General features: G+C 55.2%; 23 protein-coding genes and 1 other annotated feature. Of the genes, 14 read left to right on the top strand and 9 right to left on the bottom strand.

The window, feature by feature from the left end:
- Nucleotides 1-2: 2 nt before the first annotated feature.
- On the bottom strand, nucleotides 3-1,190 hold the full coding sequence (locus tag B880_RS0112950) for an efflux RND transporter periplasmic adaptor subunit (RefSeq protein ID WP_017347848.1): 1,188 nt from the start codon (nucleotides 1,188-1,190) through the stop codon (nucleotides 3-5).
- Between the two features lie 143 nt (nucleotides 1,191-1,333).
- Between B880_RS0112950 and acrR the strand changes: the two genes are divergently transcribed.
- Nucleotides 1,334-1,972, top strand: a complete 639-nt coding sequence (gene acrR, locus B880_RS0112945; RefSeq protein ID WP_017347847.1) for a multidrug efflux transporter transcriptional repressor AcrR — start codon at nucleotides 1,334-1,336, stop codon at nucleotides 1,970-1,972.
- On the opposite strand, the gene rsmS is transcribed toward acrR, so the two are convergent.
- Together rsmS and priC are read right to left on the bottom strand one after the other, a co-directional pair.
- On the bottom strand, nucleotides 1,960-2,124 hold the full coding sequence (gene rsmS, locus B880_RS26090; protein ID WP_017347846.1) for a pleiotropic regulatory protein RsmS: 165 nt from the start codon (nucleotides 2,122-2,124) through the stop codon (nucleotides 1,960-1,962). The genes acrR and rsmS overlap by 13 nt on opposite strands.
- A 59-nt stretch (nucleotides 2,125-2,183) precedes the next feature.
- Nucleotides 2,184-2,705: a primosomal replication protein PriC gene (priC, locus tag B880_RS0112935; protein ID WP_017347845.1), complete on the bottom strand. Its 522-nt coding sequence runs from the start codon at nucleotides 2,703-2,705 to the stop codon at nucleotides 2,184-2,186.
- A gap of 211 nt (nucleotides 2,706-2,916) precedes the next feature.
- On the opposite strand from priC, the gene apt reads away from it, so the two are divergent.
- The 5 genes from apt to htpG all read left to right on the top strand — a co-directional run bounded on the left by apt (nucleotide 2,917) and on the right by htpG (nucleotide 8,510).
- Complete coding sequence (apt, locus tag B880_RS0112930) at nucleotides 2,917-3,468, top strand: adenine phosphoribosyltransferase (RefSeq protein ID WP_017347844.1); 552 nt, start codon at nucleotides 2,917-2,919, stop codon at nucleotides 3,466-3,468.
- Between the two features lie 140 nt (nucleotides 3,469-3,608).
- Nucleotides 3,609-5,549 (top strand): DNA polymerase III subunit gamma/tau, encoded by a 1,941-nt coding sequence (gene dnaX, locus B880_RS0112925; protein ID WP_017347843.1) that lies wholly within the window; start codon nucleotides 3,609-3,611, stop codon nucleotides 5,547-5,549.
- Nucleotides 4,894-4,955, top strand: a sequence feature (DnaX frameshifting element). Its footprint overlaps the gene before it by 62 nt.
- Nucleotides 5,550-5,602: 53 nt before the next feature.
- A complete protein-coding gene (locus tag B880_RS0112920; protein ID WP_017347842.1) occupies nucleotides 5,603-5,935 on the top strand; it encodes a YbaB/EbfC family nucleoid-associated protein in 333 nt (110 codons plus the stop codon).
- A complete protein-coding gene (recR, locus tag B880_RS0112915; RefSeq protein WP_017347841.1) occupies nucleotides 5,935-6,540 on the top strand; it encodes a recombination mediator RecR in 606 nt (201 codons plus the stop codon). The genes B880_RS0112920 and recR overlap by 1 nt, the downstream gene beginning before the upstream one ends.
- Nucleotides 6,541-6,638: 98 nt before the next feature.
- Entirely contained in the window at nucleotides 6,639-8,510 is a 1,872-nt protein-coding gene (gene htpG / locus B880_RS0112910; protein ID WP_017347840.1) for a molecular chaperone HtpG, read from the top strand.
- Nucleotides 8,511-8,561: 51 nt separating this feature from the next.
- On the opposite strand, the gene B880_RS0112905 is transcribed toward htpG, so the two are convergent.
- Nucleotides 8,562-9,434 (bottom strand): LysR substrate-binding domain-containing protein, encoded by an 873-nt coding sequence (locus B880_RS0112905; RefSeq protein ID WP_017347839.1) that lies wholly within the window; start codon nucleotides 9,432-9,434, stop codon nucleotides 8,562-8,564.
- A 172-nt stretch (nucleotides 9,435-9,606) separates the two neighbouring features.
- On the opposite strand from B880_RS0112905, the gene B880_RS0112900 reads away from it, so the two are divergent.
- The 4 genes from B880_RS0112900 (at nucleotide 9,607) to B880_RS0112885 (ending at nucleotide 13,668) form a co-directional block, all read left to right on the top strand.
- Complete coding sequence (locus B880_RS0112900; RefSeq protein WP_036645965.1) at nucleotides 9,607-10,425, top strand: DUF6024 family protein; 819 nt, start codon at nucleotides 9,607-9,609, stop codon at nucleotides 10,423-10,425.
- A gap of 165 nt (nucleotides 10,426-10,590) precedes the next feature.
- On the top strand, nucleotides 10,591-11,235 hold the full coding sequence (gene adk / locus B880_RS0112895; RefSeq protein WP_017347837.1) for an adenylate kinase: 645 nt from the start codon (nucleotides 10,591-10,593) through the stop codon (nucleotides 11,233-11,235).
- 114 nt (nucleotides 11,236-11,349) lie between these two features.
- Nucleotides 11,350-12,309 (top strand): ferrochelatase, encoded by a 960-nt coding sequence (gene hemH, locus B880_RS0112890; RefSeq protein ID WP_017347836.1) that lies wholly within the window; start codon nucleotides 11,350-11,352, stop codon nucleotides 12,307-12,309.
- Nucleotides 12,310-12,366: 57 nt separating this feature from the next.
- Complete coding sequence (locus tag B880_RS0112885) at nucleotides 12,367-13,668, top strand: inosine/guanosine kinase (RefSeq protein ID WP_017347835.1); 1,302 nt, start codon at nucleotides 12,367-12,369, stop codon at nucleotides 13,666-13,668.
- 91 nt (nucleotides 13,669-13,759) lie between these two features.
- Here the strand turns inward: B880_RS0112885 and ybaL are convergent, their stop codons facing one another.
- Nucleotides 13,760-15,460 (bottom strand): YbaL family putative K(+) efflux transporter, encoded by a 1,701-nt coding sequence (gene ybaL, locus B880_RS0112880; protein WP_017347834.1) that lies wholly within the window; start codon nucleotides 15,458-15,460, stop codon nucleotides 13,760-13,762.
- A gap of 355 nt (nucleotides 15,461-15,815) precedes the next feature.
- On the opposite strand from ybaL, the gene ushA reads away from it, so the two are divergent.
- Nucleotides 15,816-17,615: a bifunctional UDP-sugar hydrolase/5'-nucleotidase UshA gene (gene ushA, locus B880_RS0112875; RefSeq protein ID WP_237761014.1), complete on the top strand. Its 1,800-nt coding sequence runs from the start codon at nucleotides 15,816-15,818 to the stop codon at nucleotides 17,613-17,615.
- On the opposite strand, the gene B880_RS0112870 is transcribed toward ushA, so the two are convergent.
- Nucleotides 17,616-18,053, bottom strand: coding sequence for a multidrug/biocide efflux PACE transporter (locus B880_RS0112870; protein ID WP_036645962.1), 438 nt, complete (start codon nucleotides 18,051-18,053; stop codon nucleotides 17,616-17,618).
- 87 nt (nucleotides 18,054-18,140) lie between these two features.
- Between B880_RS0112870 and B880_RS0112865 the strand changes: the two genes are divergently transcribed.
- On the top strand, nucleotides 18,141-19,010 hold the full coding sequence (locus B880_RS0112865; protein ID WP_017347831.1) for a LysR family transcriptional regulator: 870 nt from the start codon (nucleotides 18,141-18,143) through the stop codon (nucleotides 19,008-19,010).
- On the opposite strand, the gene ybaK is transcribed toward B880_RS0112865, so the two are convergent.
- From ybaK to copA, 3 genes are all read right to left on the bottom strand, one after another.
- Nucleotides 19,007-19,486, bottom strand: coding sequence for a Cys-tRNA(Pro)/Cys-tRNA(Cys) deacylase YbaK (gene ybaK / locus B880_RS0112860; RefSeq protein ID WP_017347830.1), 480 nt, complete (start codon nucleotides 19,484-19,486; stop codon nucleotides 19,007-19,009). The genes B880_RS0112865 and ybaK overlap by 4 nt on opposite strands.
- 171 nt (nucleotides 19,487-19,657) lie before the next feature.
- Nucleotides 19,658-20,461 carry a TraB/GumN family protein gene (locus B880_RS0112855; RefSeq protein WP_017347829.1) on the bottom strand — a complete coding sequence of 268 codons (804 nt, stop codon included), beginning with the start codon at nucleotides 20,459-20,461 and terminating at the stop codon, nucleotides 19,658-19,660.
- Between the two features lie 68 nt (nucleotides 20,462-20,529).
- On the bottom strand, nucleotides 20,530-23,040 hold the full coding sequence (gene copA, locus B880_RS0112850; protein ID WP_017347828.1) for a copper-exporting P-type ATPase CopA: 2,511 nt from the start codon (nucleotides 23,038-23,040) through the stop codon (nucleotides 20,530-20,532).
- 97 nt (nucleotides 23,041-23,137) lie between these two features.
- On the opposite strand from copA, the gene cueR reads away from it, so the two are divergent.
- Entirely contained in the window at nucleotides 23,138-23,563 is a 426-nt protein-coding gene (cueR, locus tag B880_RS0112845; protein WP_017347827.1) for a Cu(I)-responsive transcriptional regulator, read from the top strand.
- Nucleotides 23,564-24,039: 476 nt separating this feature from the next.
- Entirely contained in the window at nucleotides 24,040-24,480 is a 441-nt protein-coding gene (locus B880_RS0112840) for a DcrB-related protein (RefSeq protein ID WP_017347826.1), read from the top strand.
- Nucleotides 24,481-24,505 lie beyond the last annotated feature (25 nt).

Below are 24,505 nucleotides of genomic sequence, written 5' to 3'. Positions count from 1 at the left end.
TGTTAAGACGATGATTTTTCAGAATTCGCGGGGGCCTGTTGTGCATCGTCGGAAACTTCTTGTGGCGTTACCTGCGCACCTGGTTTAGCGCGTTGGATACCCACGGTAATCACGCGGTCACCGGCTTTTAAGCCGCTGGTCACCAGCCACTTATCGCCAATCGCCTGCGGTGCTTCGATGTTACGCACTTCAACTTTATTATCCGCACCTACTACCATCGCCGTTGCCTGACCGGTTGGCGTACGAGTGACGGCCTGCTGTGGCACCAGCAGCGCGGTTGGGTTTACCCCTTCCTGCAAGCGGGCACGAACAAACATGCCAGGTAACAGGTTATGGCCTGGGTTCGGGAACACGGCACGCAGGGTGATAGAACCGGTGGTTTCATCAACGGTAACGTCCGAGAACTCCAGTGAACCTTGCTGCGCGTAGGTTGAACCGTTTTGCATTAGCAGCGTCACGCTGGCTTTACCATTGTTCTGCTGTAACTGACCGGATTCCAGCTCTGCCTTCAGACGTAAGAAGTCATCGCTCGACTGCGTCACATCGACATACATAGGATCAAGCTGTTGAACGGTGGCCAGCGCGGTGGTTTGTGCACTCTGCACCAGAGCACCCTCAGTCACCGAAGACTTGCCAATACGGCCGCTGATCGGAGAAGTCACTTTGGTGTAGGCGAGATTAATACGCGCGGTTTCGACATTTGCCTGAGCGACCTGTACCGCAGCAGCATTCTGAGCAGCTGTTGCAGCGGCAGTATCATAATCCTGCTGACTGATGTACTTGGTACCCAGCAGCGGCTTATAACGCTTTAATGTCAAATCAGCGATACGTGCATTCGCCTGAGCCTGGACCAGATCGCCTTTGGCGCTGTCATAAGCGGCCTGATAAGTCGCAGGATCAATTTGATACAGCGATTCCCCGGCTTTAACGTCGCTTCCTTCGACAAAGTTACGTTTCAGCACAATGCCAGAAACCTGCGGACGCACTTCAGCCACGCGATACGCGGAAGTACGGCCAGGCAGTTCTGTTGTCATTTGCAGAGGTGCTGTTTTTAAGGTCAGTACACCCACTTCAGGTGGCTGTTGCTGGGCGGCTTGCTCGGATTTGCTACCATCACATCCTGTTAACACAAAGCTGCCTGAAAGCATCAGGACGGCCGCCAGAGGCGCTAATCCTCTGTTTTTATTCATATAATAAACCTCTAGTGTCCGATATCAATTGATCAATGGATCACAAACCGATAAACCCATTGCTGCGCTATATCACGGGTCATGCTATGGTACATACATTCACAAATGTATGTAAACTTGCCAGATTGTAAAAAAAGTCACCTATGGCACGAAAAACCAAAGCGCAAGCGCTTGAAACGCGACAGCAAATTCTCGATGCTGCCGTGGAACTCTTCTCTCATCAGGGGGTTTCTGCCACATCACTGGCAGAGATCGCGGCCGCTGCTGGTGTCACAAGGGGCGCGATTTACTGGCACTTCAAAAATAAAGCTGATTTATTACACGCCATCTGGCTAGAGACGGATGCCGGACTGGATAGTGTGGAACTTGAGTATCAGACAAAATACCCTGGTGATCCACTTTCTGTTTTACGCTCGATGCTGATTTATCTTTTTGAAGCAACGGCAAAAGATCCGCAGCGGCGGGCATTAATGGAAATTATTTTCCATAAATGCGAGTTTGTGGGGGAAATGGCCGCGCTACAGCATATTCAACAGACTTTACTGCTGGCATGTTACGACAAAATTGAAGAAATCTTGCGTGAGTGTATTGAGGCGGGTCAACTGCCCGCAACGCTAAATACCCGTCAGGCGGCGCTTATTATGCGCGGCTACGTCAACGGGATGATGGAAAGTTGGTTATTTACGCCCGAGACCTTTGATTTAGCCGAGGACGCGCCACAATTAGTAGAAACCTTTATTGATATGCTGCGATTCAGCCCAACGCTCAGTCAGCGGCCCTGAGATGTTTCTGCCTGTTCACGTTTCTTTTCATAGTCGCGCTGGACAATCGCCAGCGCTGCCAGCACGGTTTCAGCCGGTAAGTTGTTCTCTTCCAGCAGCATAATCAAATCAACCGCCAGTTTGACTTCGGCAGGTGCATTTTCCAGAGACATCACTCCTCCTGTTGGACATTTCAAGGGTTCATCACAGTATAGAAAAGAGAGGAGAGCGGTTATTCCGCTTTCCCCCGCAGAGCGAGCGCCCAGGAAACCTGTTTGATCGCGGCCTTGCAGCGCCCCATGCGCTGTTCCAGCACGGTGAGATCTTGCTTAAGCTGCTGTTGCACCGCCAGGGTCTCTGCCTGAGCCAGCCGGGTTTCCCGCTCATCGATCATCTGTTGTAAGCGCTGCTGATAGCCGAGGTATTCCGCATGCTTTGCCTGTTGTGGATCGGTGCGAACGCGTTCGCGTTGCGGGCGCAGGTGGCGACTGCCCAGCTCACGCTGTAAGGCGGCAACTTGATTAGCCACGCGTTCCGCCAGCCACAGACGCTGCTCATCGTGCTGGCTACTGCACAGTCGCGCATAGCTCTGCTCAAGGATCGCCAGGCACTGGCCTAACTGCCGGGCATCGCCCGGAAACAGCTGCTTATCAAAGCGGGACACCCGGCAAGTTTCCCCCGCAACCGGCTCGATTTGCAGACGTAGCGCCTGAATCGCGGCCTGAAGTCGCGTTAATGCGGATGTTATGGTCATTTTTTACTCGCCTGGGTCAGTCAAAATCCACCACTATGATAAATGATAATGCGCTATCGGGGCGATAAGGTTGCAATTATCTCCCTGTTTGCTTAGATTTGGGCGTCTTCGTGCGTGGCTTCCCTTAGTGAATCAACTGTCGCCTAACCTGAAACCAGGTTTAAGCGCTATGGAAGCTGCGCGATACAGAATATTCACCAGGCGTAACATCATGACCGCAACTGCGCAGCAGCTTGATTTCATTAAAGACAGCATCAAAAGTATTCCGGATTACCCGAAGCCGGGCATCCTGTTCCGTGACGTAACCAGCCTGCTGGAAGATCCAGTGGCCTATGCCGCGACTATCGCGCTGCTGGTTGAGCGCTATCGCGACAAAGGCATCACCAAAGTCGTGGGAACAGAAGCACGTGGTTTCTTGTTCGGTGCTCCTGTGGCGCTGGGGCTGGGCGTAGGCTTTGTACCGGTGCGTAAGCCTGGCAAACTGCCACGTGAAACATTCCAGGAACAGTATCAGCTGGAGTACGGCACTGATGCGCTGGAACTGCATAAAGATGCCATCGTGCCGGGCGACGTGGTGTTGATGGTTGATGATCTGTTGGCGACTGGCGGCACCATTGAAGCCACGGTAAAACTGATTCGCCGCGCGGGCGGTACAGTAGAAGATGCTGCATTCGTGATTAACCTGTTTGATCTGAGCGGTGAAGCTCGCCTGCAGGCGCTGGGCATCAATTGTTACAGTCTGGTCAACTTCCCAGGCCACTAAGTCATATTGGCCTCGCAGCAGTGCGGGGCCGTCTAATGTGACAACCCGGTAGGCATCTGTCGGTGTCGCTGTTAAACTACACCTCTCGATATTCCGGGGTATTGCCCCTTATCACTCTTTATTCCAGCGACTGAAACCCTATGAGCTATCAGGTACTTGCGCGAAAATGGCGCCCTCAGGCTTTTGCCGATGTAGTCGGCCAGGAACATGTGCTGAAGGCGCTGGCCAACGGGCTGACTCTGGGGCGCATTCATCACGCCTATCTCTTTTCTGGTACGCGCGGCGTAGGGAAAACCTCCATCGCCCGTTTGCTGGCGAAAGGGCTGAACTGCGAAACGGGTATCACTGCCACCCCTTGCGGTCAGTGCAGTGCCTGTCGAGAGATCGAACAGGGGCGTTTTGTTGATCTGATTGAGATTGATGCCGCATCACGCACCAAAGTAGAAGATACCCGCGATCTGCTGGACAACGTGCAGTACGCTCCCGCACGCGGCCGCTTCAAAGTCTATTTGATCGATGAAGTCCATATGCTCTCGCGTCACAGCTTTAACGCGCTGTTAAAGACGCTGGAAGAGCCTCCGGCACACGTTAAGTTCTTACTCGCCACTACCGATCCGCAAAAACTGCCGGTCACCATTTTATCGCGCTGCTTACAGTTTCATCTCAAAGCGTTAGAGCCGGAACAGATTCGCCAGCAGCTGACCTATATTCTGGAACAGGAGCAGGTCAGTAGCGAACCGCGTGCGCTGCAACTGTTGGCGCGTGCGGCAGATGGCAGTATGCGTGATGCCTTAAGTCTGACCGATCAGGCGATTGCCATGGGGCAGGGCAGTATCAGCAGCGAAGGCGTCAGCCAGATGCTAGGCACGCTGGACGATGAACAACCGTTAGCGTTAGTTGAAGCATTAATGGCTGGCAGCGGTGAACAAGTGATGGCCCTGCTGGCGCAGGCGGCATCACGCGGCGTGGAGTGGGATGCGCTGTTAGTGGAAATGCTGCGCTTGCTGCATCACCTGGCGATGGCGCAATTACTGCCTTCCAGCCTGGATGATATGGGCGAACATGATGCCCAGCATCTGCGCGAGCTGTCGCGTCAGATCCCGCCACAGGATTTACAACTGTATTACCAGACGCTGTTAATGGGCCGCAAAGATCTGCCGCTGGCACCTGACAGGCGTATGGGCGTGGAAATGACGCTGCTGCGTGCCTTGGCTTTTCATCCAGCCGCACCCATAGCCGCGCCAGCCAGTCCCGCACCAACGCCGGTGCAGGTGCAATCTGCTACGGTAAACGCCACGCCAGTGCCACCGCAGGCCGCGTCAGCGCCGGTAGCCGTGGCGCCTCCGGTGGTTGAAAACCGGCCCCCGGAACCTAAATTGTCCGACAGCACCAGCCAACTGCTACAGGCCAGGAGCCAGTTGCAGCGCCAGGGAGCGAACAAAGCAAAAAAGAGTGAGCCGGCAGCGCCTTCTGCGCGGCCGGCCAGTTCAGCGCTGGAGCGTCTGGCTTCAGTGACCGAACGTAGTCAGCCCCAGCGCAAAGCGCCTGAGGCAGAAAACAGCAAAAAAGAAGCATACCGCTGGAAAGCGCAGACGATCACAGAAGTGAAAGCTGAGCCCGTCGCAACGCCAAAAGCCTTGCGTTCAGCGCTGGAGCATGAGAAAACGCCCGAGCTTGCCGCGCGCCTGGCGGAAGAAGCCCAACAGCGCGATGCCTGGGCGGCTGAAATCGCCACGCTGCCCCTGCCGAAGCTGGTACAGCAGTTGGCGCTCAATGCCTGGAAAGAGCAGAGCGAATCCGCAGTGACGCTGCATCTGCGTTCCAGCCAGCGTCACCTGAATTCAGCGTCGGCGCAGCAGGTTCTGGCAACCGCATTGAGTAACGCCGCCAGTCAGGCAGTTGAACTGACGGTGATTGAAGATGATAATCCGGCGGTGTTAACGCCGCTGGAGTGGCGTCAGGCCATTTATGAAGAAAAACTGGCGCAGGCGCGTCAGTCCATTATGAGTGATACCCATATTCAAACCTTGCAGCGTTTCTTCGATGCTGATCTGGATGAAGAGAGTATCCGACCTGTTTAATCACGCTGCAACTGCCTCTGGCAGCATACGCAGCCCGGTAAAGAGAGAAGACTATGTTTGGTGGTAAAGGCGGACTGGGCAACCTGATGAAACAGGCCCAACAGATGCAGGACAAAATGGCGAAAGTGCAGGAAGAGATTGCTGCGCTGGAAGTGACCGGTGAATCAGGCGCGGGCCTGGTAAAAGTGACCATCAATGGTGCGCACAACTGCCGTCGCGTTGAAGTTGATCCAAGCCTGCTGGAAGACGACAAAGACATGCTGGAAGATCTGATTGCTGCGGCATTTAACGATGCAGCGCGTCGCATCGATGAAGCGCAGAAAGAGAAAATGGGTGCTGTTTCTGCTGGAATGCAGCTGCCACCAGGCTTCAAGATGCCATTCTGATGCAAACCAGTCCACTGCTTGAATCCCTGATGGAGGCGCTGCGCTGTTTGCCTGGCGTCGGCCCGAAATCAGCGCAGCGTATGGCCTTTCAGCTGCTGCAGCGCGATCGCAGCGGTGGGATGCGGCTGGCGCAGGCTTTGACCCGCGCCATGTCCGAAATTGGCCACTGTGCGGATTGCCGCACCTTTACCGAGCAGGACATCTGCACCATCTGCGCCAACCCAAGAAGGCAGCAAAATGGTCAGATCTGCGTGGTTGAGAGCCCGGCGGATATCCACGCTATTGAGCAAACCGGGCAATTTGCCGGACGCTACTTTGTGCTGATGGGGCATCTTTCGCCGCTGGATGGCATTGGCCCGCAGGATATCGGTCTGGACCGCCTTGAGCAGCGTCTGGAAAGTGAAACCCTGCATGAAGTCATTCTGGCGACAAATCCCACGGTGGAAGGTGAAGCCACGGCTAACTACATTGCCGAGCTGTGCGGCCAGTATGGCGTCGAAGCCAGCCGTATTGCGCACGGTGTCCCGGTGGGGGGCGAGCTGGAAATGGTCGACGGGACGACGCTGTCGCACTCGCTGGCAGGACGCCAAAAGTTTAAATTCTGACCACTTGCCGGTGTTGTGACAAATACCGGCTTGAAATCCGCTGTTCGGCCCCCATCTCCTCCTCAACGTCCATTAAACCTGATTCCGTTGAGGTAGCAATGACCATGAAAGGACAAGAGACCCGTGGCTTCCAGTCAGAAGTAAAACAGCTTCTGCACCTGATGATCCATTCTCTGTATTCCAACAAAGAGATTTTCCTGCGTGAACTGATTTCCAACGCCTCCGATGCGGCTGACAAACTGCGTTTCCGCGCACTGTCACAGCCGGATCTGTATGAAGGCGACGGCGACCTGCGCGTGCGTGTCTCTGTGGATAAGGACAACCGCACCCTGACCCTGAGCGATAACGGCATTGGTATGCGTCGTGACGAGGTGATCGAAAACCTCGGGACTATCGCGAAATCAGGCACCAAAGCCTTCCTCGATTCAATGGGTTCTGACCAGGCCAAAGACAGCCAGCTGATTGGTCAGTTCGGTGTTGGTTTCTACTCAGCCTTTATTGTGGCGGACAAAGTTTCCGTGCGCACGCGTGCAGCCGGTGCTGCCGCAGACGAAGGCGTGTTCTGGGAATCTGCTGGTGAAGGTGAATACACCATTGCCGATATCGAAAAAGCGGATCGCGGTACTGAAATCACTCTGCACCTGCGCGAAGGTGAGGATGAGTTCCTTGATGCGTGGCGTGTACGCAGCACCATCAGCAAATACTCCGATCACATCGCGCTGCCGGTTGAGATCGAAAGTAAAGATGAAGAGAGCGACACCACCAGCTGGGAAAAGATCAACAAAGCCCAGGCTCTGTGGACGCGCAACAAATCTGACATCAGCGATGAAGAGTACGGTGAGTTTTATAAACACATCGCCCATGATTTCACGGATCCTGTCACCTGGAGCCACAACCGCGTAGAAGGTAAGCAGGAGTACACTTCACTGCTGTACATCCCTGCGCGTGCGCCGTTTGATATGTGGAACCGCGATCAGAAACACGGTCTGAAACTGTATGTGCAACGCGTATTCATCATGGATGACGCGGAACAGTTCATGCCGAACTACCTGCGCTTTGTGCGCGGCCTGATTGACTCAAACGATCTGCCACTTAACGTCTCCCGTGAAATTCTGCAGGATAACCGTGTTACCCAGAGCCTGCGTGGCGCACTGACCAAGCGTAGCCTGCAGATGCTGGAAAAACTGGCTAAAGACGACGCAGAAAAATATCAGACCTTCTGGAAAGAGTTTGGTCTGGTGCTGAAAGAAGGCCCGGCGGAAGATAACGCCAACCAGGAAACCATTGCTAAGCTGTTGCGTTTCGCTACCAGCCAGAGCGAAGGCTCCGCGCAGACTATCTCGCTGGAAGACTATGTCAGCCGCATGGTGGAAGGCCAGGATAAGATCTACTACATCACGGCCGACAGCTACGCCGCCGCGAAGAGCAGCCCGCACCTTGAGCTGTTCCGTAAAAAAGGCATTGAAGTGCTGCTGCTCTCCGATCGCATCGATGAGTGGATGATGAGCTACCTGACCGAATTCGACGGTAAGAGCTTCCAGTCGGTCAGCAAAGCGGATGAGTCGCTGAATAAGCTGGCTGATGAAGAGAGCGAAGCGCAGAAAGAAGCCGGTAAAGCGCTGGAGCCGTTTGTTGATCGTGTGAAAACGCTGCTGGGCGAGCGTGTGAAGGAAGTGCGTCTGACGCATCGCCTGACAGACACCCCGGCGATTGTCACCACGGATGCGGATGAAATCAGCACCCAGATGGCGAAGCTGTTTGCTGCCGCAGGTCAGGCTGCACCGGAAGTGAAATACATCTTCGAACTGAACCCAGAGCACGCGCTGGTGAAACGTGCGGCTGATACCGAAGAAGAAACCCGCTTCAGCGAGTGGATTGAACTGCTGCTGGACCAGGCGCTGTTGGCTGAACGCGGCACGCTGGAAGATCCTAACCAGTTTATCCGTCGTATGAACCAACTGCTGGCGTAAGCCGTAGATTCAGCCCCTGCCACTGGCAGGGGCTTTTTTTATGCCCGCAATTTATTGCTGTAGCAGTTCCTCCCCCAGCCAGTGGCGGAACAGCGCGATTTCCACATCGTCACGGCGTGACTGCTTCGTCATCATCCAGGTGGCGCGTGCGGCGCGAACAAAGCCCAGTGGTGCAATCAGTGAGCCGTCTTCCAGCTCTTTGCGCACTAACAGGCGTGGTGCCATGATCACACCCAGGCCATTACGCGCGGCCTGAATCCCCAAAGTCAGATTGTCAAAATGCTTACCGCTGTGCTCTTGTGACTCCGCGCCATACAGGGCAGCCCACTCGCTCCACGCCTGACGGCGCGTATCGGCGTGTAAAATGGGCAACGAGGCGAGATCGGCGGCCTGTTTAAAACCGTTGGCAAAGCGCGGTGCGCAGAGCGGGCCGATGTAATCAGCGGTGACCAGCGTAGCATCGACATCTTCATCTGGCTGCTGTTCATAGCTCATGATCAGCACATCAGCATGCTCGCTGCGTAATTGGTCTACATCCATAATACCTTGAAACTGCACATCAATTTCCGGATGACGCTGATAAAAGCCGCCCAGCCGTGGAATCAGCCACTGCGCCAGAAAACTCGGCGCGCAGGCGATATTTAACTGATGACGCAGTCCGTTGCGAATGCCTTCACTGGTGGCGGCCAGTTCGTTGAACGCTTTCTGGCAGCTCAAGAGCAGGCGTTCGCCATGTGATGTTAATTTAACGCGGCCACTGGCGCGGACAAACAGCGGTTTGCCCATCCAGCTCTCCAGCTGGCGAACCTGGTGACTGATTGCACTATGGGTTACATGTAACCTTGCAGCGGCAACGCTAAAACTGCTGTGTAAGGCGGCCTGATAAAAGTAGTGCAGCGCCCGCAGTGGTGGTAGCCCGGTCATACCCATCCCCTGTGCAAAAACCTAACAGGGATTGTCAGTTTATATCATTTTAAAGTCCAGACGCATTGACCTAACCTTGCCCGCAGATTCTGGCGGGTTGACGGCGCGCTTATCCTGTGATTGTCACCTGCCTCGCACCCCGTCGACGGGTAAAAAATGAGAAACTCACGCAATGTCTATTACGGAACGAATGACACAGGCGCGAGATGAACTCCGTGCCGAACTTTCCCGTTGCTATCACCTGGAGCAGTTTGATCTGTTCTTCGCCCCCTCTTTGCATGTTGCGCGCGTGCTGCTCTCACGGCTGTTTTTACGCCAGGAACAGACGCGTAATCAGCGACGCTATGCTTCGTATTACCCGATCACGGAGTTGAGCAGCATGCCGGAAGTACCGGTTATGGCGGGGAGTATTAATCTGGTGGCGCAGGTCGATCCTGCGGAAGGCAAAATTCGCACGCTGCAATCTTGCCAGAAAGAGGGGGTGGTTGATGTGAGTGAAACCTTCGCAACAACCCTGCATATGCCGTTGGTTGAAGAGAGCCAGCTGTTTGTCACCCGGCTCGACAATCATGCCGCACTGCCTGGCGGCCTGGTGCTGATTGCGCTCCGCACCCAGGATTTCAGCACGCTGGTGCGTAGTGAACTGCGCTTGTTTGAGCAGGGCATGGCGTTCGGGGAGGCGATTACTGATGCTCTCGAACAGATTAACGGAGGTCGCTGGCAGCCCTATAATATTGCGATGGTGAGTGCAATTCGCATTGAAACGCCCCATGTGATCCACTCTTGTCATACGCCAGGGTTGCCTTTCGCACTGCTGGAATTGCCCGATAATCTGCTTAACCGGTTGGTGCTGTCGCCCGGTATGCAAATTTTTCCCCACGCCTTGAAACTCTCTATTCGCGCCGAAAAACGCGGCAGTGGTAAAAAAATTAGCGACACAACTGAATCGATTAGACAGCGACTGTACCAGACGTTGGCGGCGGCGGGGTAATCTGAAAACGCCACAGGTAGCCCACCGTTTCCGGGTGCAAAGCGCAGAATGCGCAAGCCAGATAATCATCCGCGACTGTCCGCGTTCCTTGTGGTGTGCGGGTCATAATGGTATGTTCTTCGCCTTCTCAGATTGATCATGTGTGTTTGCAAGAGGAATTACGCAATGCGTATTATTCTGCTCGGTGCTCCGGGCGCAGGTAAGGGGACTCAGGCCCAGTTTATTATGGAAAACTACGGTATTCCGCAAATCTCTACCGGAGATATGCTGCGTGCTGCGGTTAAGGCCGGGAGCGAGCTGGGTAATCAGGCAAAAGCGATCATGGATGCAGGTAAACTGGTCACTGATGAGCTGGTGATTGCGCTGGTTAAAGAGCGTATTGCTCAGGAAGATTGTGCGAAAGGTTTCCTGCTGGATGGCTTCCCGCGTACGATTCCACAGGCGGATGCGATGAAAGAAGCCGGGATCAACGTTGATTTCGTGCTGGAGTTCGACGTACCGGATGAACTGATCGTTGACCGTATTACTGGCCGTCGCGTTCACGCGAACTCTGGCCGTGTTTACCACGTCAAATACAATCCACCAAAAGTGGAAGGTAAAGATGACGTCACCGGCGAAGAGCTGTCTACGCGTAAAGACGATCAGGAAGAGACCGTACGTAAGCGCCTGGTCGAGTACCATGAGCTGACGGCTCCACTGATTGGCTATTATAGCGATGAAGCGGCTGCGGGTAACACCAAATACGTTAAAATCGACGGCACCCGTCAGGTGGCCGAAGTGCGTGCAGAACTGGCTGAGATCCTCGGCTAATGCACTTCAGGGGCTAGTTAGCTGGCCCCTTTTGCAGTAATTGCTTTTCCTCCCCGCTAATTCCGCTACAATTTCCCCGTTTTCTGATCTGTCCAATGTCAGCAAGGAATTAGAATGAGGCAAGATAAGCCCGGCGTTCTGTTGGTTAACCTCGGTACGCCAGATGCACCTACTACTCCCGCCGTAAAACGCTACCTGCAGCAGTTCCTGAGCGATCCGCGCGTTGTGGATACGCCACGCCCAATTTGGTTGCCGATCCTGCACGGCATCGTGCTGCCGTTCCGATCGCCGCGTGTAGCCAAACTCTATGCATCGGTATGGATGGAAGAGGGCTCGCCGCTGCTGGTGTTCAGCAAGCGCCAACGCGATGCGCTGGCAGAACGCGTGGATATGCCCGTTGCGTTGGGCATGAGCTACGGCAATCCGAGCCTGAAAAGCGCGCTCGATAGCCTGATGGCGCAGGGCGTCACCCGGCTGATCGTGCTGCCACTCTATCCCCAGTTCTCCTGTTCGACGGTGGCTGCGGTATGGGATGGGATTGCGGATATTTTCAAAGGCTATCGCTCTCTGCCGGACGTCCAGTTTATTCGCGACTATGCCGATCACCCTGCTTATATTGCCGCGCTGAAAGCCTCGGTTGAGCGTTCATTTGCTCAACATGGCCAGCCCGATTTGCTGGTGCTGTCTTACCACGGTATTCCGCAGCGCTTTGTGGATGAAGGGGATGACTACGCGCAACGCTGCAAAGACACTACCGCTGCGTTGCAACAGGCTCTGGGGCTGCGTGACGACCAGATCAAGATGACTTTCCAGTCACGCTTTGGTCGTGAGCCATGGCTTCAGCCGTACACCGATGAAACCATGCAAAATCTGCCGCAGAAAGGCGTGAAGCACGTTCAGGTCATGAGCCCTGGCTTCTCGGCGGACTGCCTGGAAACGCTGGAAGAGATCAGCGAGCAGAACTGTGAATTCTTCATGCATGCTGGTGGTGACAAATTCGAGTACATTCCTGCCCTGAATGATGACGCAGAGCACATCGAAATGATGGTGCAGCTGGTGAACAGTCGCCGTTAAAACCCAGGCAGAGAGTGTGATATCATTCTCTGCCTGTTTTTCCAGTACGGCACCTTCATGAAATTTCCCGGCAAACGTAAATCTAAACACTACTTCCCCGTTAGCGCACGCGATCCGCTGATACAAACCACTCAGCAGGAGCAGGGTGAAGGCAGCACCATTGTCGGCATCGACCAGATCATGGTGGATATTGAAGCCCGCGTAGACGACAGCTTTTTACAGCGTTATCAGCTCAGCGCAGGCCATTCGCTGGTTATTGACGATGCACGTGCCGAAGCGCTGTATCAGGAGCTGATGCAGCATCAGCTGATTAGCCATCAGTTTGCCGGTGGCACCATTGGTAATACCTTACACAACTACTCGGTGCTGGCGGACGATCGCTCCGTCCTGCTTGGCGTGATGTGTAATAACATCCAGATTGGCGGTTATGCCTATCGCTACCTGTGCAACACCTCCAGCCGTATGGATCTTAACTACCTGCAAGGCGTTGACGGTGCCATTGGGCGCTGCTTCACCTTGATTGGCGAACACGGTGAGCGGACGTTCGCCATTAGCCCAGCGCAGATGAACCAACTCAGCGCGAGCAGCATTCCCGAAGCGGTGATTGCTGAATCTTCTGCACTGGTGCTGACCTCCTATTTGCTACGTGGACAACCGGACGATCCGATGCCTGCGGCCACGCTCCAGGCGATTGAGTATGCGAAACGCCATGATGTCCCGGTGGTCTTAACGCTGGGGACTCAGCACATCATCCATGATGATCCGCAGTTCTGGCGCGACTTCCTGCGCGATCACGTCACTATCGTGGCGATGAACGAAGAAGAGGGTGAGGCGCTGACCGGCGAAAGCGATCCGCTGCTGGCGGCACAAAAGGCGCTGGAGTGGGTAGATTTAGTGTTGTGCACGGCCGGTCCGAACGGACTCTATATGGCGGGTTATACCGAAGAGGCGTTTAAGCGCAGCACCAATCGCCCGCTGTTGCCCGGTGCTATCGCCGAATTCAACCAGTATGAGTTCAGCCGTGCGATGCGTCGTAGCGACTGTGAACAGCCATTAGCCATCTACTCACACATCGCGCCTTATATGGGCGGGCCAGAGAAGATCATGAATACTAATGGCGCGGGAGATGGCGCACTGGCCGCGTTGTTACACGATATCAGCGCGAATAATTTCCATCGCCAGAATGTGCCGAACTCCAGTAAGCACTCGCGGGCTTACCTGACTTACTCTTCGCTTTCTCAGGTGTGCAAATATGCCAACCGCGTCTCTTATCAGGTGCTCAATCAGCACTCTCCGCGTTTGATGCGAGGCCTGCCTGAACGAGAAGATAGCCTGGAAGAGGCGTACTGGGAGCGTTAAGTCTGACTGTCAGCCCTGCCGCCAAACGGTGCGCAGGGCTGGAAGTTTCTGGCCTTGCCTGCGACGAGAACAGCGGTCGCAGGCAGGAAGGTTATGAAGCGGCGGTGACCGACGCTGGCGATTCAGGGGGAGCAACAGCAGGAGCCACCTGCAACAGCCCCAGCATGCTGTTGGCGATTTCGCGCTCGCCCATCACCACCTGATTTGCGCCGCGTGCCAGAATGTAATCCACCTCTTCGTCATGGTGTGCCCGGGCGAAAATCTCAATGTCTTCACGCTGCTCGCGGGCGGCAGTGACAATTTCACCGGATTCATAGCCATTAGGAATAGTGAGCAGCAGCCAACGCGCACACTCCAGGCGCGCCAGTTCCATGGTTTCAGCGCGCGCGGCATTGCCGAGTACCGCTCTGATGCCTTGCTCACGCAGTGCCTGAACGCGAGTGCGTGAATTCTCAACCACCACCAGCGGGACTTCGGCTTCCTGTAGCTTTTGCCCCAGCAGGCTGCCAACGCGGCCATAACCAACTAAAATGGCATGGTTGCAGATATCCACCGGGATCTGGTTTTCCTCTTCACTGGCCTCTTCCTGAATCTGTTCGGCAACGGTTTCGGTGCGGGCCAGATAGCGCTCCAGCAGAGTAAACAGCACTGGGTTTATCATGATCGACAGAATGGCGGCCGCGAGCACCAGATTACGGCCCTCCTCGGTCAGCATACCCAGTGAAATGCCTAACCCGGCGAGAATAAACGCAAACTCACCAATCTGCGCGAGGCTGACCGAAATGGTTAATGCGGTTCGCCGTGAATGGCCCAGCACCGACACCAGTAACCAGGCCGCCAGAGATTTCCCCACCACAATGATGGTGAGTGCGCCCAGCACCGCCAGCGGCTGCGACAGTAAAATCATCGGATCGAACAACATCCCCACCGAAACAAAAAACAGCACGGCAAAGGCATCCCGCAGCGGCAGGGTATCGTGAGCGGCACGGTGGCTCAGTTCAGACTCATTCAGCACCATACCGGCGAAGAAAGCGCCCAGGGCAAATGACACGTCGAAAAATTCGACTGCCCCGAAGGCGATCCCTAATGCCAGTGCCAACACGGCGAGGGTGAACAGCTCGCGTGAGCCAGTTGCCGCACTTTTGGCCAGAATCCAGGGAACAACGCGTTTGCCCACCACCATCATGAGCACCATAAACGCGGCGACTTTACCGATTGTAAACAGCAGATCCCAGGCCAACAGCGCTGGGCTGGCGTTGCCCTGTTCCAGCATGCCAGCGATGGCAGGCAACAGGACCAGCGTCAGCACCATGACCAGATCTTCCACGATCAGCCAGCCAATCGCGATCTGACCGCGCTGGCTGTCGATCAACTGCCTCTCTTCCAGGGCGCGTAGCAGCACGACCGTACTGGCAGTGGAAAGGCACAGACCAAACACCAGACCGGTCATCCACGACCAGCCTAAGGCCCACGACAGCCCCATACCCAGCAGCGTTGCCACAGCAATCTGTGCCACGGCGCCCGGAATGGCGATCGCTTTCACCGACATCAAATCTTTTAATGAGAAGTGCAGACCCACGCCAAACATCAGCAAAATAACGCCAAGTTCAGCCAGTTCAGGGGCGAGGTTGGTATCGGCCACAAAGCCGGGGGTAAAAGGGCCTGCTAACACGCCAGCAAGCAAGTAACCGACTAAAGGGGAAATACGCAGGCGATTTGCCAGCATACCAAGGAGAAAAGCCAGAACCAGCGCCCCAACTATAGTGGTAATCAACGGTGTGGTGTGGTGCATATCTGTCTCCTTGTGTACAAATGTGTCCGCTTGTAACAATCGAGTGTACGCGAGTTTATTCTTTATAGTTTAGTTATTTTAGTGATAAATGAAAAAAATCCGGCGATAAAGTGAAATCAGGCACAAAAGGCGCATTTTTAGCAATCATGTCCATCAGGTTGCCATTTCATCAGCATGCGCGGCCAAGTCAACCCAGAAACCATACTGCCGTAAGTCCGATATGGAACGAGAGCGGCTGGTGGTGACCAAAAAATCCTGCCGTTACGAATGATTCGTTTACTCACAGTTTTCCTGCCCACTCTATGCGTGTTTCACCTTGAGTTAAAGTCTGGAATGTGCGACACAAAAGAAGAGAATGCAGAAAGCAAATAAAGGCCAGCCGGAAGCGGCGATAAGGAGAGTGGCAGTGGTGTTGACTCGCAAGAAAGGCATAGTTCTGGCTCTGGCCATTGCGCTGACGCCAGGACTGGCGCAGGCATGGCTGCCAGGCCATAGCTACAATTTTACGTTGTTGCATACCAATGATGAGCACGGCCACTTCTGGCCCAATGAGCAGAACGAGTATGGCCTCGCTGCACAAAAAACCTTAATGGATCAGCAGCGCTATGATGCGCAAGCCAAAGGCGGTGGTGCGCTGATCCTCTCCGCAGGAGACGTCAATACCGGAGTGCCGGAATCAGATATCACCCATGCTGAACCCGATATTCGCGGTATGAACCTGATTGGTTACGATGCCATGGCACTGGGCAATCATGAGTTTGATAAATCGCTCAGCGTGCTGCAACAGCAGCAAAAGTGGGCGAGATTTCCCTTTATTGCGGCCAATGTGTATCAAAAACAAGACGGAAAGCGGCTGTTTAAGCCCTGGGCTGTGTTTAACCGCATGGGGCTGAAAATTGCCGTGATTGGTCTCAGCACGCCGGATACGCTAAAACTGGCCAGCCCGCTGAATGTGCAAAATCTGGAATTTCGTGACCCGGTCAGTGAAACCCTGAAAGCACTGGCTGAGCTTCGTCAGCAGGAAAAACCTGATGTGGTGATTGTGCTTTCTCACCTCGGCTGGCACAGCGAGGGAATAAATGATGTCACCCTGGCGCAGGCGTTACCACAAGGCAGTGTCGGCGCAATTGTGGGCGGTCACAGTCACGACTTGATCTGCATGGACAAACAGAATCAGCCGGTGAAAGAGTATAAACCGGGCGATCCTTGCCTGCCGGATGTTGAAAACGGCATCTGGATTATGCAGGCGGGTGAGTGGGGTAAATATGTCGGGCGCGCTGATTTCCGCTTCCAGGATGGCAAACTCAGCCTGGCAAATTACCAGCTACTGCCGGTGAACCTGCGCCATCAAATCAAAAATGAGGATGGATCGACCCTCTGGCTGCCGTGGAAGCAGGAAATCGTGCCTAACAGCGCGATGATGAAGCTGCTGCTACCGTTTAAAAAGCGGGCAGAAGAAAAAATGCAGGTCGCGGTGGGCAGCAGTAACGAGGCGTTTAATGGCGATAGCGATGTGGTGCGCTATCGACGCAGTGACCTGGCTCAGCTGATTCTGGCAGCACAAACCGCCAGCACGCAGGCCGATCTCGCGGTGATGAGCGGCGGCGGGGTACGCAGTTCGCTGCCAGCAGGAAAACTAACGCTGCGCGATTTGTTGCAGGTGCAGCCGTTTGCTAATCAGGTGGTTTCCGTCACGTTGACCGGCACTGAACTGGCACAATACCTCACTGCGGTAGCGAAAATTCCGGCGGGCAGTGGGGGATATGCGCAGTTCTCCGGGGTGGGCTTTGTGCGTGCGGGGGATGTGCTGACGGAGATTACGGTCAAAGGCCAACCGTTGCAGGCCGATAAAGTCTATCGGCTGGCGACCAACAGCTTCAACGCCAGCGGCGGTGACGGTTATCCGCGTATCGACCAGCAGCCCGGTTATTCCAGTAAGGGGGTGACGGACATCAGCGTATTACGCGACTGGGTGCAGCATCACTCACCGCTGAAACGTGCTGACTACGCTCCAGACGGTGAAATTCGCCAACTGACGCCCGAAGAGCTAGAGCAACAGGAAAAAGCACGCCAGCAGTCTGAGAAGAAGAAAGCCCTGACCTTCCCACAGGCGATTCTGGCGTGGTTCGAGCCGTTGCGTGAGAAACACGAATAATCAGGCTTCACACGACCTGCGCGCGACCCAACGTGTGCGCAGGTTATCCCATATCCAGTTGTACGCCATGGTATAGGGCAGGAAGAACAGGAAAAATGCCACTTCCAGCAACAGGGCTTGCCACAGGCCAATACCCAGCATCATCGCGGCAATCGGCAGGCCGATCAGTATAAATCCACCCTCGAAGCCTAATGCATGTAACACACGGATCAGCAAACCGCGCTTAACTTTATCGCGCGGTAGCAGACGATCAAACACCGCGTTGTAGATCATGTTCCAGACCAGCGCCACGCTGGAGAGCATGATGGCAAGTGCGCCCATTTGAAACAGCGGTTTGCCCATCGCCCAGGCGGCCAGTGGTGAAACCGTCAAAATAGCTAACACCTCAAATCCGACGGCATGGAAAAAGCGTTCTTTCATTGAGCGAGCGTGACTCATATATCCTCCATTAGTGAATGGGGCGTATTTTCTCACGCGGGCATGCTAAGCTGAAATTAACACCTATCGGAAAAAGCGATGGATTTAATGAAATACTCTCCTGAATCACTGGAAGCCTTTGTGCAGACCGTGGCCAGCGGATCATTTTCGGCTGCCGCCCGCGCCCTCGGAAAAAGCCAGTCCACGATCAGTGCGGCGATCGCTAATCTGGAAGACGATCTTGGGATAGAGTTGTTCGATCGTCAGGGACGTCAACCGGTACTGACGCCACAAGGGGCGCGTGCATTGACACGCGTTCAGCAAATCATTGCCGCCAGTCAACGGTTAGACGACCTCGCATTGCAGTTAGCGCAGGGTGTTGAGCCGCGCCTTAGCATCGCCATTTCAGATTTCTGGCAGGCCGATCATCATGAAAACATGCTCAACCGCTTTGCTGCCCGTTACCCGGACATTGAGTTCGAATGCATGATTGCTGAAGATGAGGATGTGGTGGATCTACTCCAGGGGGGAAGAGTGCATCTTGGCGTGGTGCGGACGCAACCCACCTTGCCGCCGGATATTGCGGTGGCGCGTTTGCAGGTTGAAGCGCAAATGGCGATCTATCTGCACCAGCAGCACCCTTTAAGTGCGCTTTCCGAAGTCAGCGAAGGGCAGTTGGGCGAAGTGCGTCAACTGCGCCTGAATACCTGGAGCCAGCAACGTCCGCTACCGCAAAGTGGACAGGTGTGGTCTGCGCCTTCCTATTTGTTACTACTGGAAATGGCAGAGCAGGGGTTTGGCTGGAGCGTATTACCGCGTTGGCTGGTGGCGCAGTTTGGTCATCAGGTACTGGTTGAGCTGCCGGTGTGTGGCTGGCCGCAGCATATCGCTGTGGATGTGCTGTGGTCGCATCGCCACCCGCCGGGCCCGGCCGGGCGCTGGATGATCGATCAACTCTGCGCACAGCCGCGTGATTAATCGCGGCGAGCAATGTCCGCCAGCGGGGCATTCAGCAACCGCGCCAGATCGTTGGGTGCCAGTTCCAGATCGAGACCGCGCTTCCCGCCGGAGATAAACAGAGTACTGAATTCTGTGGCTTGTATATCAATGACCGTGGGTAGACGCTTTTTCTGCCCCAAAGGACTGATGCCGCCCAGCAGATAGCCGGTAACGCGCTGTGCGAGCTGCGGGTCAGCCATATCAGCTTTTTTCGCCGCGAAAGCCTTAGCGACTTTCTTCAAGTCTAACTGTGAGGAAACCGGTGTCACCGCGACGGCCAGCTGTTTGGCATCTCCATTTAGCGCAACCAACAAGGTTTTAAACACCTGACGTGCATCGAGATTGAGCTTTCGCACCGCTTCATCACCAAAATTGGTCTCGTTACTGTCATGCTCATAGGGATGAAGTTTGAAGCTTACCTTTTGTTTTTCAAGCAGCTTTACCGCTGGAGTCATAACCGGTCCTTGCGAGGAAAAAAACTAATTACGTCGATTGATGAATTTTAGTGGCGAAAATCTGAGCTTTGCGCGAAAATTAGCCCGCGTTCGGCACTGGAGTGCCGGGCGATAACCAAAATCATAAACAAATTCCTCTTTGACGGGCCAGTAACGCTACTGGCCTTTTTTTTATGCCTGACGCAATAGCTCAGGCAGATTATCGTCACCGTACAGGTGCAATGCCCCTACGGCCACCACATAGCGTCCGCCAGGTAGCGCCGTTAAACTCTCTTTCCACTGTAAATTTCGTTGGGTAATCAGCGTATCATTCAACGTCTGGCTAAATGTTGTTGGCAACGCGAGCTGCCGCTGCTTTGGCGGATGCTCAAGCCACCAGCCCATCATCATCTGTAGCAGGCGCGCATTGGTATGCCAGTGCTCCAGCGTATCCAGCAGCAGTGCTTTGCCATCATCCGGCAGCGTCTTCAGCAGCGTAATTTGGGCATCAGCCCCCTCCAGTTCGATGACCGGTTTATGCCAGTCACGTGCGGCCTGCAGGAGCTGATAATCAATACCGTATTCCGGGCGTAAGCCAAGCTGTTGCGCCTGCTGTGCCTGCAACATCAGGGCTATCTGCCACGCGGGCAGGTTATCCAGCTGGGACAGCGAAAATGGCAGGGACAGCAGCAACTTTTCTAACCCGGCGAGGGTGGTGGCCGGGAAGCGCTCAGCCAGTGGTGGACGCTGTTCATCTTGCGTGAACGGCGAGCCACCACGTGTGATATCTGCTTCGACAATCAGGGCATCTGCCTGACGCAACCTCCGCAGGAGTTGTGGAGGCAGCGGTTGCATATTTTGAGTGCCCATGTGAATGCTGCCGACCAGATGCAGCCAGCGATCGCCCAGCAGCATATCCAGCGCAGGCCAGCGGTACTGGGTCGGGAACAGGCGCATTTTCAAGGCGCTCAGGCGTTGCCACAGGCTGACAGTCATGCACGTTCCTTGGTTAATCAAAACGTCATGCTAGCGGTTTCAGCGTGGCAAAAACAGCGCTGAAAGGGCTATTCCTGTCCCGGTGGTTGATAGCGCAACAGGCGATTGGCGTTCCCGACCACGGTGATAGATGAGAGTGCCATGGCTGCACCGGCAACAATCGGGCTGAGCAGCGAACCGGTCAGTGGGAACAGCACGCCCGCAGCCAGCGGAATCCCCAGACTGTTATAGATAAAGGCTCCAAACAGGTTTTGGCGGATATTCCGCAGGGTGGCCGCTGACAGTGCGAGGGCATCGGCAACGCTGTGGAGATCGTCTCGCATCAGCGCAAAACCGGCACTTTCCAGCGCCACGTCACTTCCGCCGCCGATGGCAATGCCAACATCCGCCTGCGCCAATGCGGGCGCATCATTAATACCATCGCCAATCATGGCCACTTTATGTCCGGCCTGCTGCAATTTCACGATGGCCTCTGCCTTACCAGCCGGTAACACACCAGCAATCACTTCATCAATCCCGGCTTCTGCCGCAATTGCCCGCGCGGTTTGTTCCCGATCGCCGGTTAACATCACCAGGCGATAGCCCAAACGGTGCAAGCGCTGCAGGGCATTTTTGCTCTCGCTGCGCAGCGTGTCACGGATCATGATGGCTCCCAGCAACTGGCCTGCCAGTGCAACCAACACCGGCGTCGCCCCTTGCTGAGCCGCCTGATCCAGTTTTGCTTCCAGCGGCCGCCAGTCAATCTGTTGTTCCGTCATCAAGGCCGGGTTGCCCACCAGCAACATCTGACCCTTAAGCTGACCGGTAACCCCTTTGCCCGGCAGGGTACGGAATTGAGCGATCTCGACGCGTGGCAGATGTTGTGCCGCTGCCACAATGGCTCCGGCGAGCGGGTGGGCGGAGAGTGACTCCAGTGCCGCTGCGGCACTGAGCAGTGTATCGTTATCGCCCGTTAAGCTGATTATCTCACTCACAACCGGCTTGCCGTTGGTGAGCGTGCCGGTTTTGTCGAACACCAGGGTGTCGAGCTGTGAAGCCTGCTGCAGTGCATCAGCATCACGCACCAGAATGCCCAGTTCCGCTGCGCGGCCAACACCGGCAATAATTGACATTGGCGTGGCAAGACCCAGCGCGCAAGGGCAGGCGATGATCAAGACTGTCGTCATCACCACCAGGGCATAAGCGGTGTTGGGCTGTGGCCCAAAGAAATACCAGATGGCGCCACTGATCAGCGCTAAGGCCACCACGACCGGGACAAATACCGCAGAAATGCGATCCGCGAGGCGACCAACAGCCGGTTTACTGCTTTGCGCCTGACGCACCAGATGAATAATCCGTGCCAGCGCGGTGTTATTGCCGGTGGCCTGGGCGATAAACCGGGCGCTGCCGTCATGGATCAACGTACCGGCATACAGTTTTTCCCCCGGCGTTTTATGCCGTGGCTGGGCTTCCCCGGTCAACATTGCTTCATCAACCCATACTTCGCCCTGACTGACTTCGCCATCCACCGGAACGCGATCGCCGGTAGTGACGCGCAACGTCATGCCTGACTGCACCGCAGCCAGCGGCAGGAGCTGCTCATTGTCGTTTTCAATAACCCGCGCCTGTTGAGGGGTAAGATCCAGCAGGCGCAGCAGGGCCTGAGAAGATCGTTGACGCGCCCGTTGTTCCAGCGCATGACCGAGGTTGATCAGGCCAATGATCATCACGCTGGCTTCAAAATAGAGATGTCGTGCCTGGTGGGGGAAGAAATCGGGCCAGATCACGACGCTAAAGGAGTAAATCCAGGCGGCGGCAGTACCGAGTGCCACCAGCGTGTCCATGGTTGCACTGCCGTTACGCAGGCTGCGAGCCGCACTGCGATAAAAATGGCCGCCAGTCACGCCCATCACCAGTAAGGTAATAATACCCAACGTTAGCCAGGTAGAGTGGTTCTGTGGGCTGAGCATCATGTTGTCACCCAGCATGCCCCAAATCATCAGGGGGATGCCGAATGCCAGTGCCAGCGTTGCCTGCCAGCTAAAGCGGCGCATGGCACTGCGTGCATTGTTCTGCTGTTTTTCCCGTCGTTGTTGCTCGTCCGCGATCGCTTCTGCGCCATAGCCTGCGGCCTGCACGGCAGCAACCAGAGCATCACTGGTGACTTCGCCCAGCACCAATGCACTACGTTCACCCAGATTGACCCGCGCTTCACTGACGCCTTCCACGCCTTGCAGGGCTTTTTCCACCCGGCTGACGCAGCTGGCGCAGCTCATTCCTTCAATCAGCAACACCTGAGCCGGTGCTGCTGGTTTTTTTGCCGGGGAGTCGGACTCGGCCGTTGCCAGCGCCTCCGGCGGCGGCTCTGCTGCTGTCAACGGCTCAGACTTTGGGTGATCGGCCTTTAACGCCGCGTGATAACCCGCCTGTTCGACAGTAGCAATCAGATCGCTGGCCTGTGCAGAGCCAGAGATGCGCGCTTCCTGTTGTGTCACTTCTGCTTGTTCAACATCATCGCGCTGTTCCAGCGCCTCTTTAACGCGTTTGACGCAGTGGCCACAAGAGAGACCCTCCAACGCCAGAGTCAAGGTATTGCTCATTTTTAACTCCTTGTGTGACGGCAGTTGACCTGCCCGGTAATTTGCATTGAGATAAAGGTTAAACCTTCCATCAAGGGGAAGGTCAAGCGAGGGGCAGATGAATATCAGCGATGTGGCAAAAAAAACCGGTTTAACCCGTAAAGCGATTCGCTTTTATGAAGAGAAGGGCGTCGTCACGCCACCCGTTCGCAGTGCCAACGGCTACCGCAGCTATACGCAACATCATCTGGATGAGTTAAACCTTCTGCGCCAGTCACGCCAGGTCGGCTTCACGCTGGAGGAGTGCGGGGAGCTGGTGCAACTGATGAACAACCCGGCCCGCCATAGCGCAGAGGTGAAAGCGCGTACCCTGCAAAAGGCGGAAGAGATTGCCGCACATATTGAAGATCTCCACGCTATGCGAGCCAGATTACTGGCGCTGGCGGCTGATTGCCCAGGCGATGAAAGTGCCGCGTGTCCCATCATTGAGCACCTGGCGGGCTGTTGCCATGGGGTTATGGAGAAGCCGTCCGGAGAGAAATAACGTTTTGTTGTAGGGGCAGGGGACAATGGCTGGAAGGTCGTTGCCATGCTACATACGGGCGAGAAATAGCCCTCAGCTCAGGGACAGGAAATAAAGCCTGCGATCGGCAGGCGAGGGAGTTGCCTTACTTCATGGGGCCGGAGTGCCGGATATAGCCGCCGACATTTTGCGGTGTCGTGAAGGTTGTGATGCTCTTCGCATTAGCATCAAGAAATCGTGATCTCTCACTACCGTTACTTCCGCATTGCGCTGTGGCATTAACATTCTGTTTGCGACATATCATGTCGCTATTTTTGGCTCAGCGTTATATCGCACTTAATCTGCGGTCTCTGTACCCGCTTCAATTCCTTTTTCCCGTGAAATCCAGACCGGCTTCGGGTTGACACTACGGGCTAATTTTGTGAAGGTTCCCCGCGTTTTGCGACCACCTCAGCGTGGTTCGCCTCTCCATCCCCGGCATCAATTAAGGACAGCCCATGACGCCCCGTTGTATTTTCACTGAAGGCAGCGTAACCCTGCCAGATGGCTACCGTGATCGTACCGTTAATGTACTGATCGCTACCGATGAAACCTCGCCAGCATTGAATATTTCCCGTGATTCGCTGAATCCGGGCGAAGATCTCGCGGCTTATGTCACCCGTCAGTTAGCAAGCCTGGCGGATGGCCTTAAAGGCTGGGCCGAGAAAGAGCGTGCACCAGCCGTGCTGGGTGACAACGTTTTACAAGGCGAACAGGTACTGGCCACTTACTTGCGAAGTGGCCAGCGCGTCTGGCAGCGCCAGGCGGTCTTTGTGGTTGGAGGGGATACCGTGCTGGTATTTACCCTGGCCGTGACACGGAAACTCACCACAGAAGATGAAAATCTGCTGGCGCAGGTCCTGCTCAGCTACACGCCTGGAAAGGAACCACAGGCTTAAAAAACAAGGAGATTCACATGGGAGA

The sequence above is a fragment of the Pantoea sp. A4 genome, assembly GCF_000295955.2.
Classification (GTDB): Bacteria; Pseudomonadota; Gammaproteobacteria; order Enterobacterales; family Enterobacteriaceae; genus Pantoea; species Pantoea multigeneris.
This window is presented reverse-complemented; position numbering and strand designations above follow the sequence as displayed.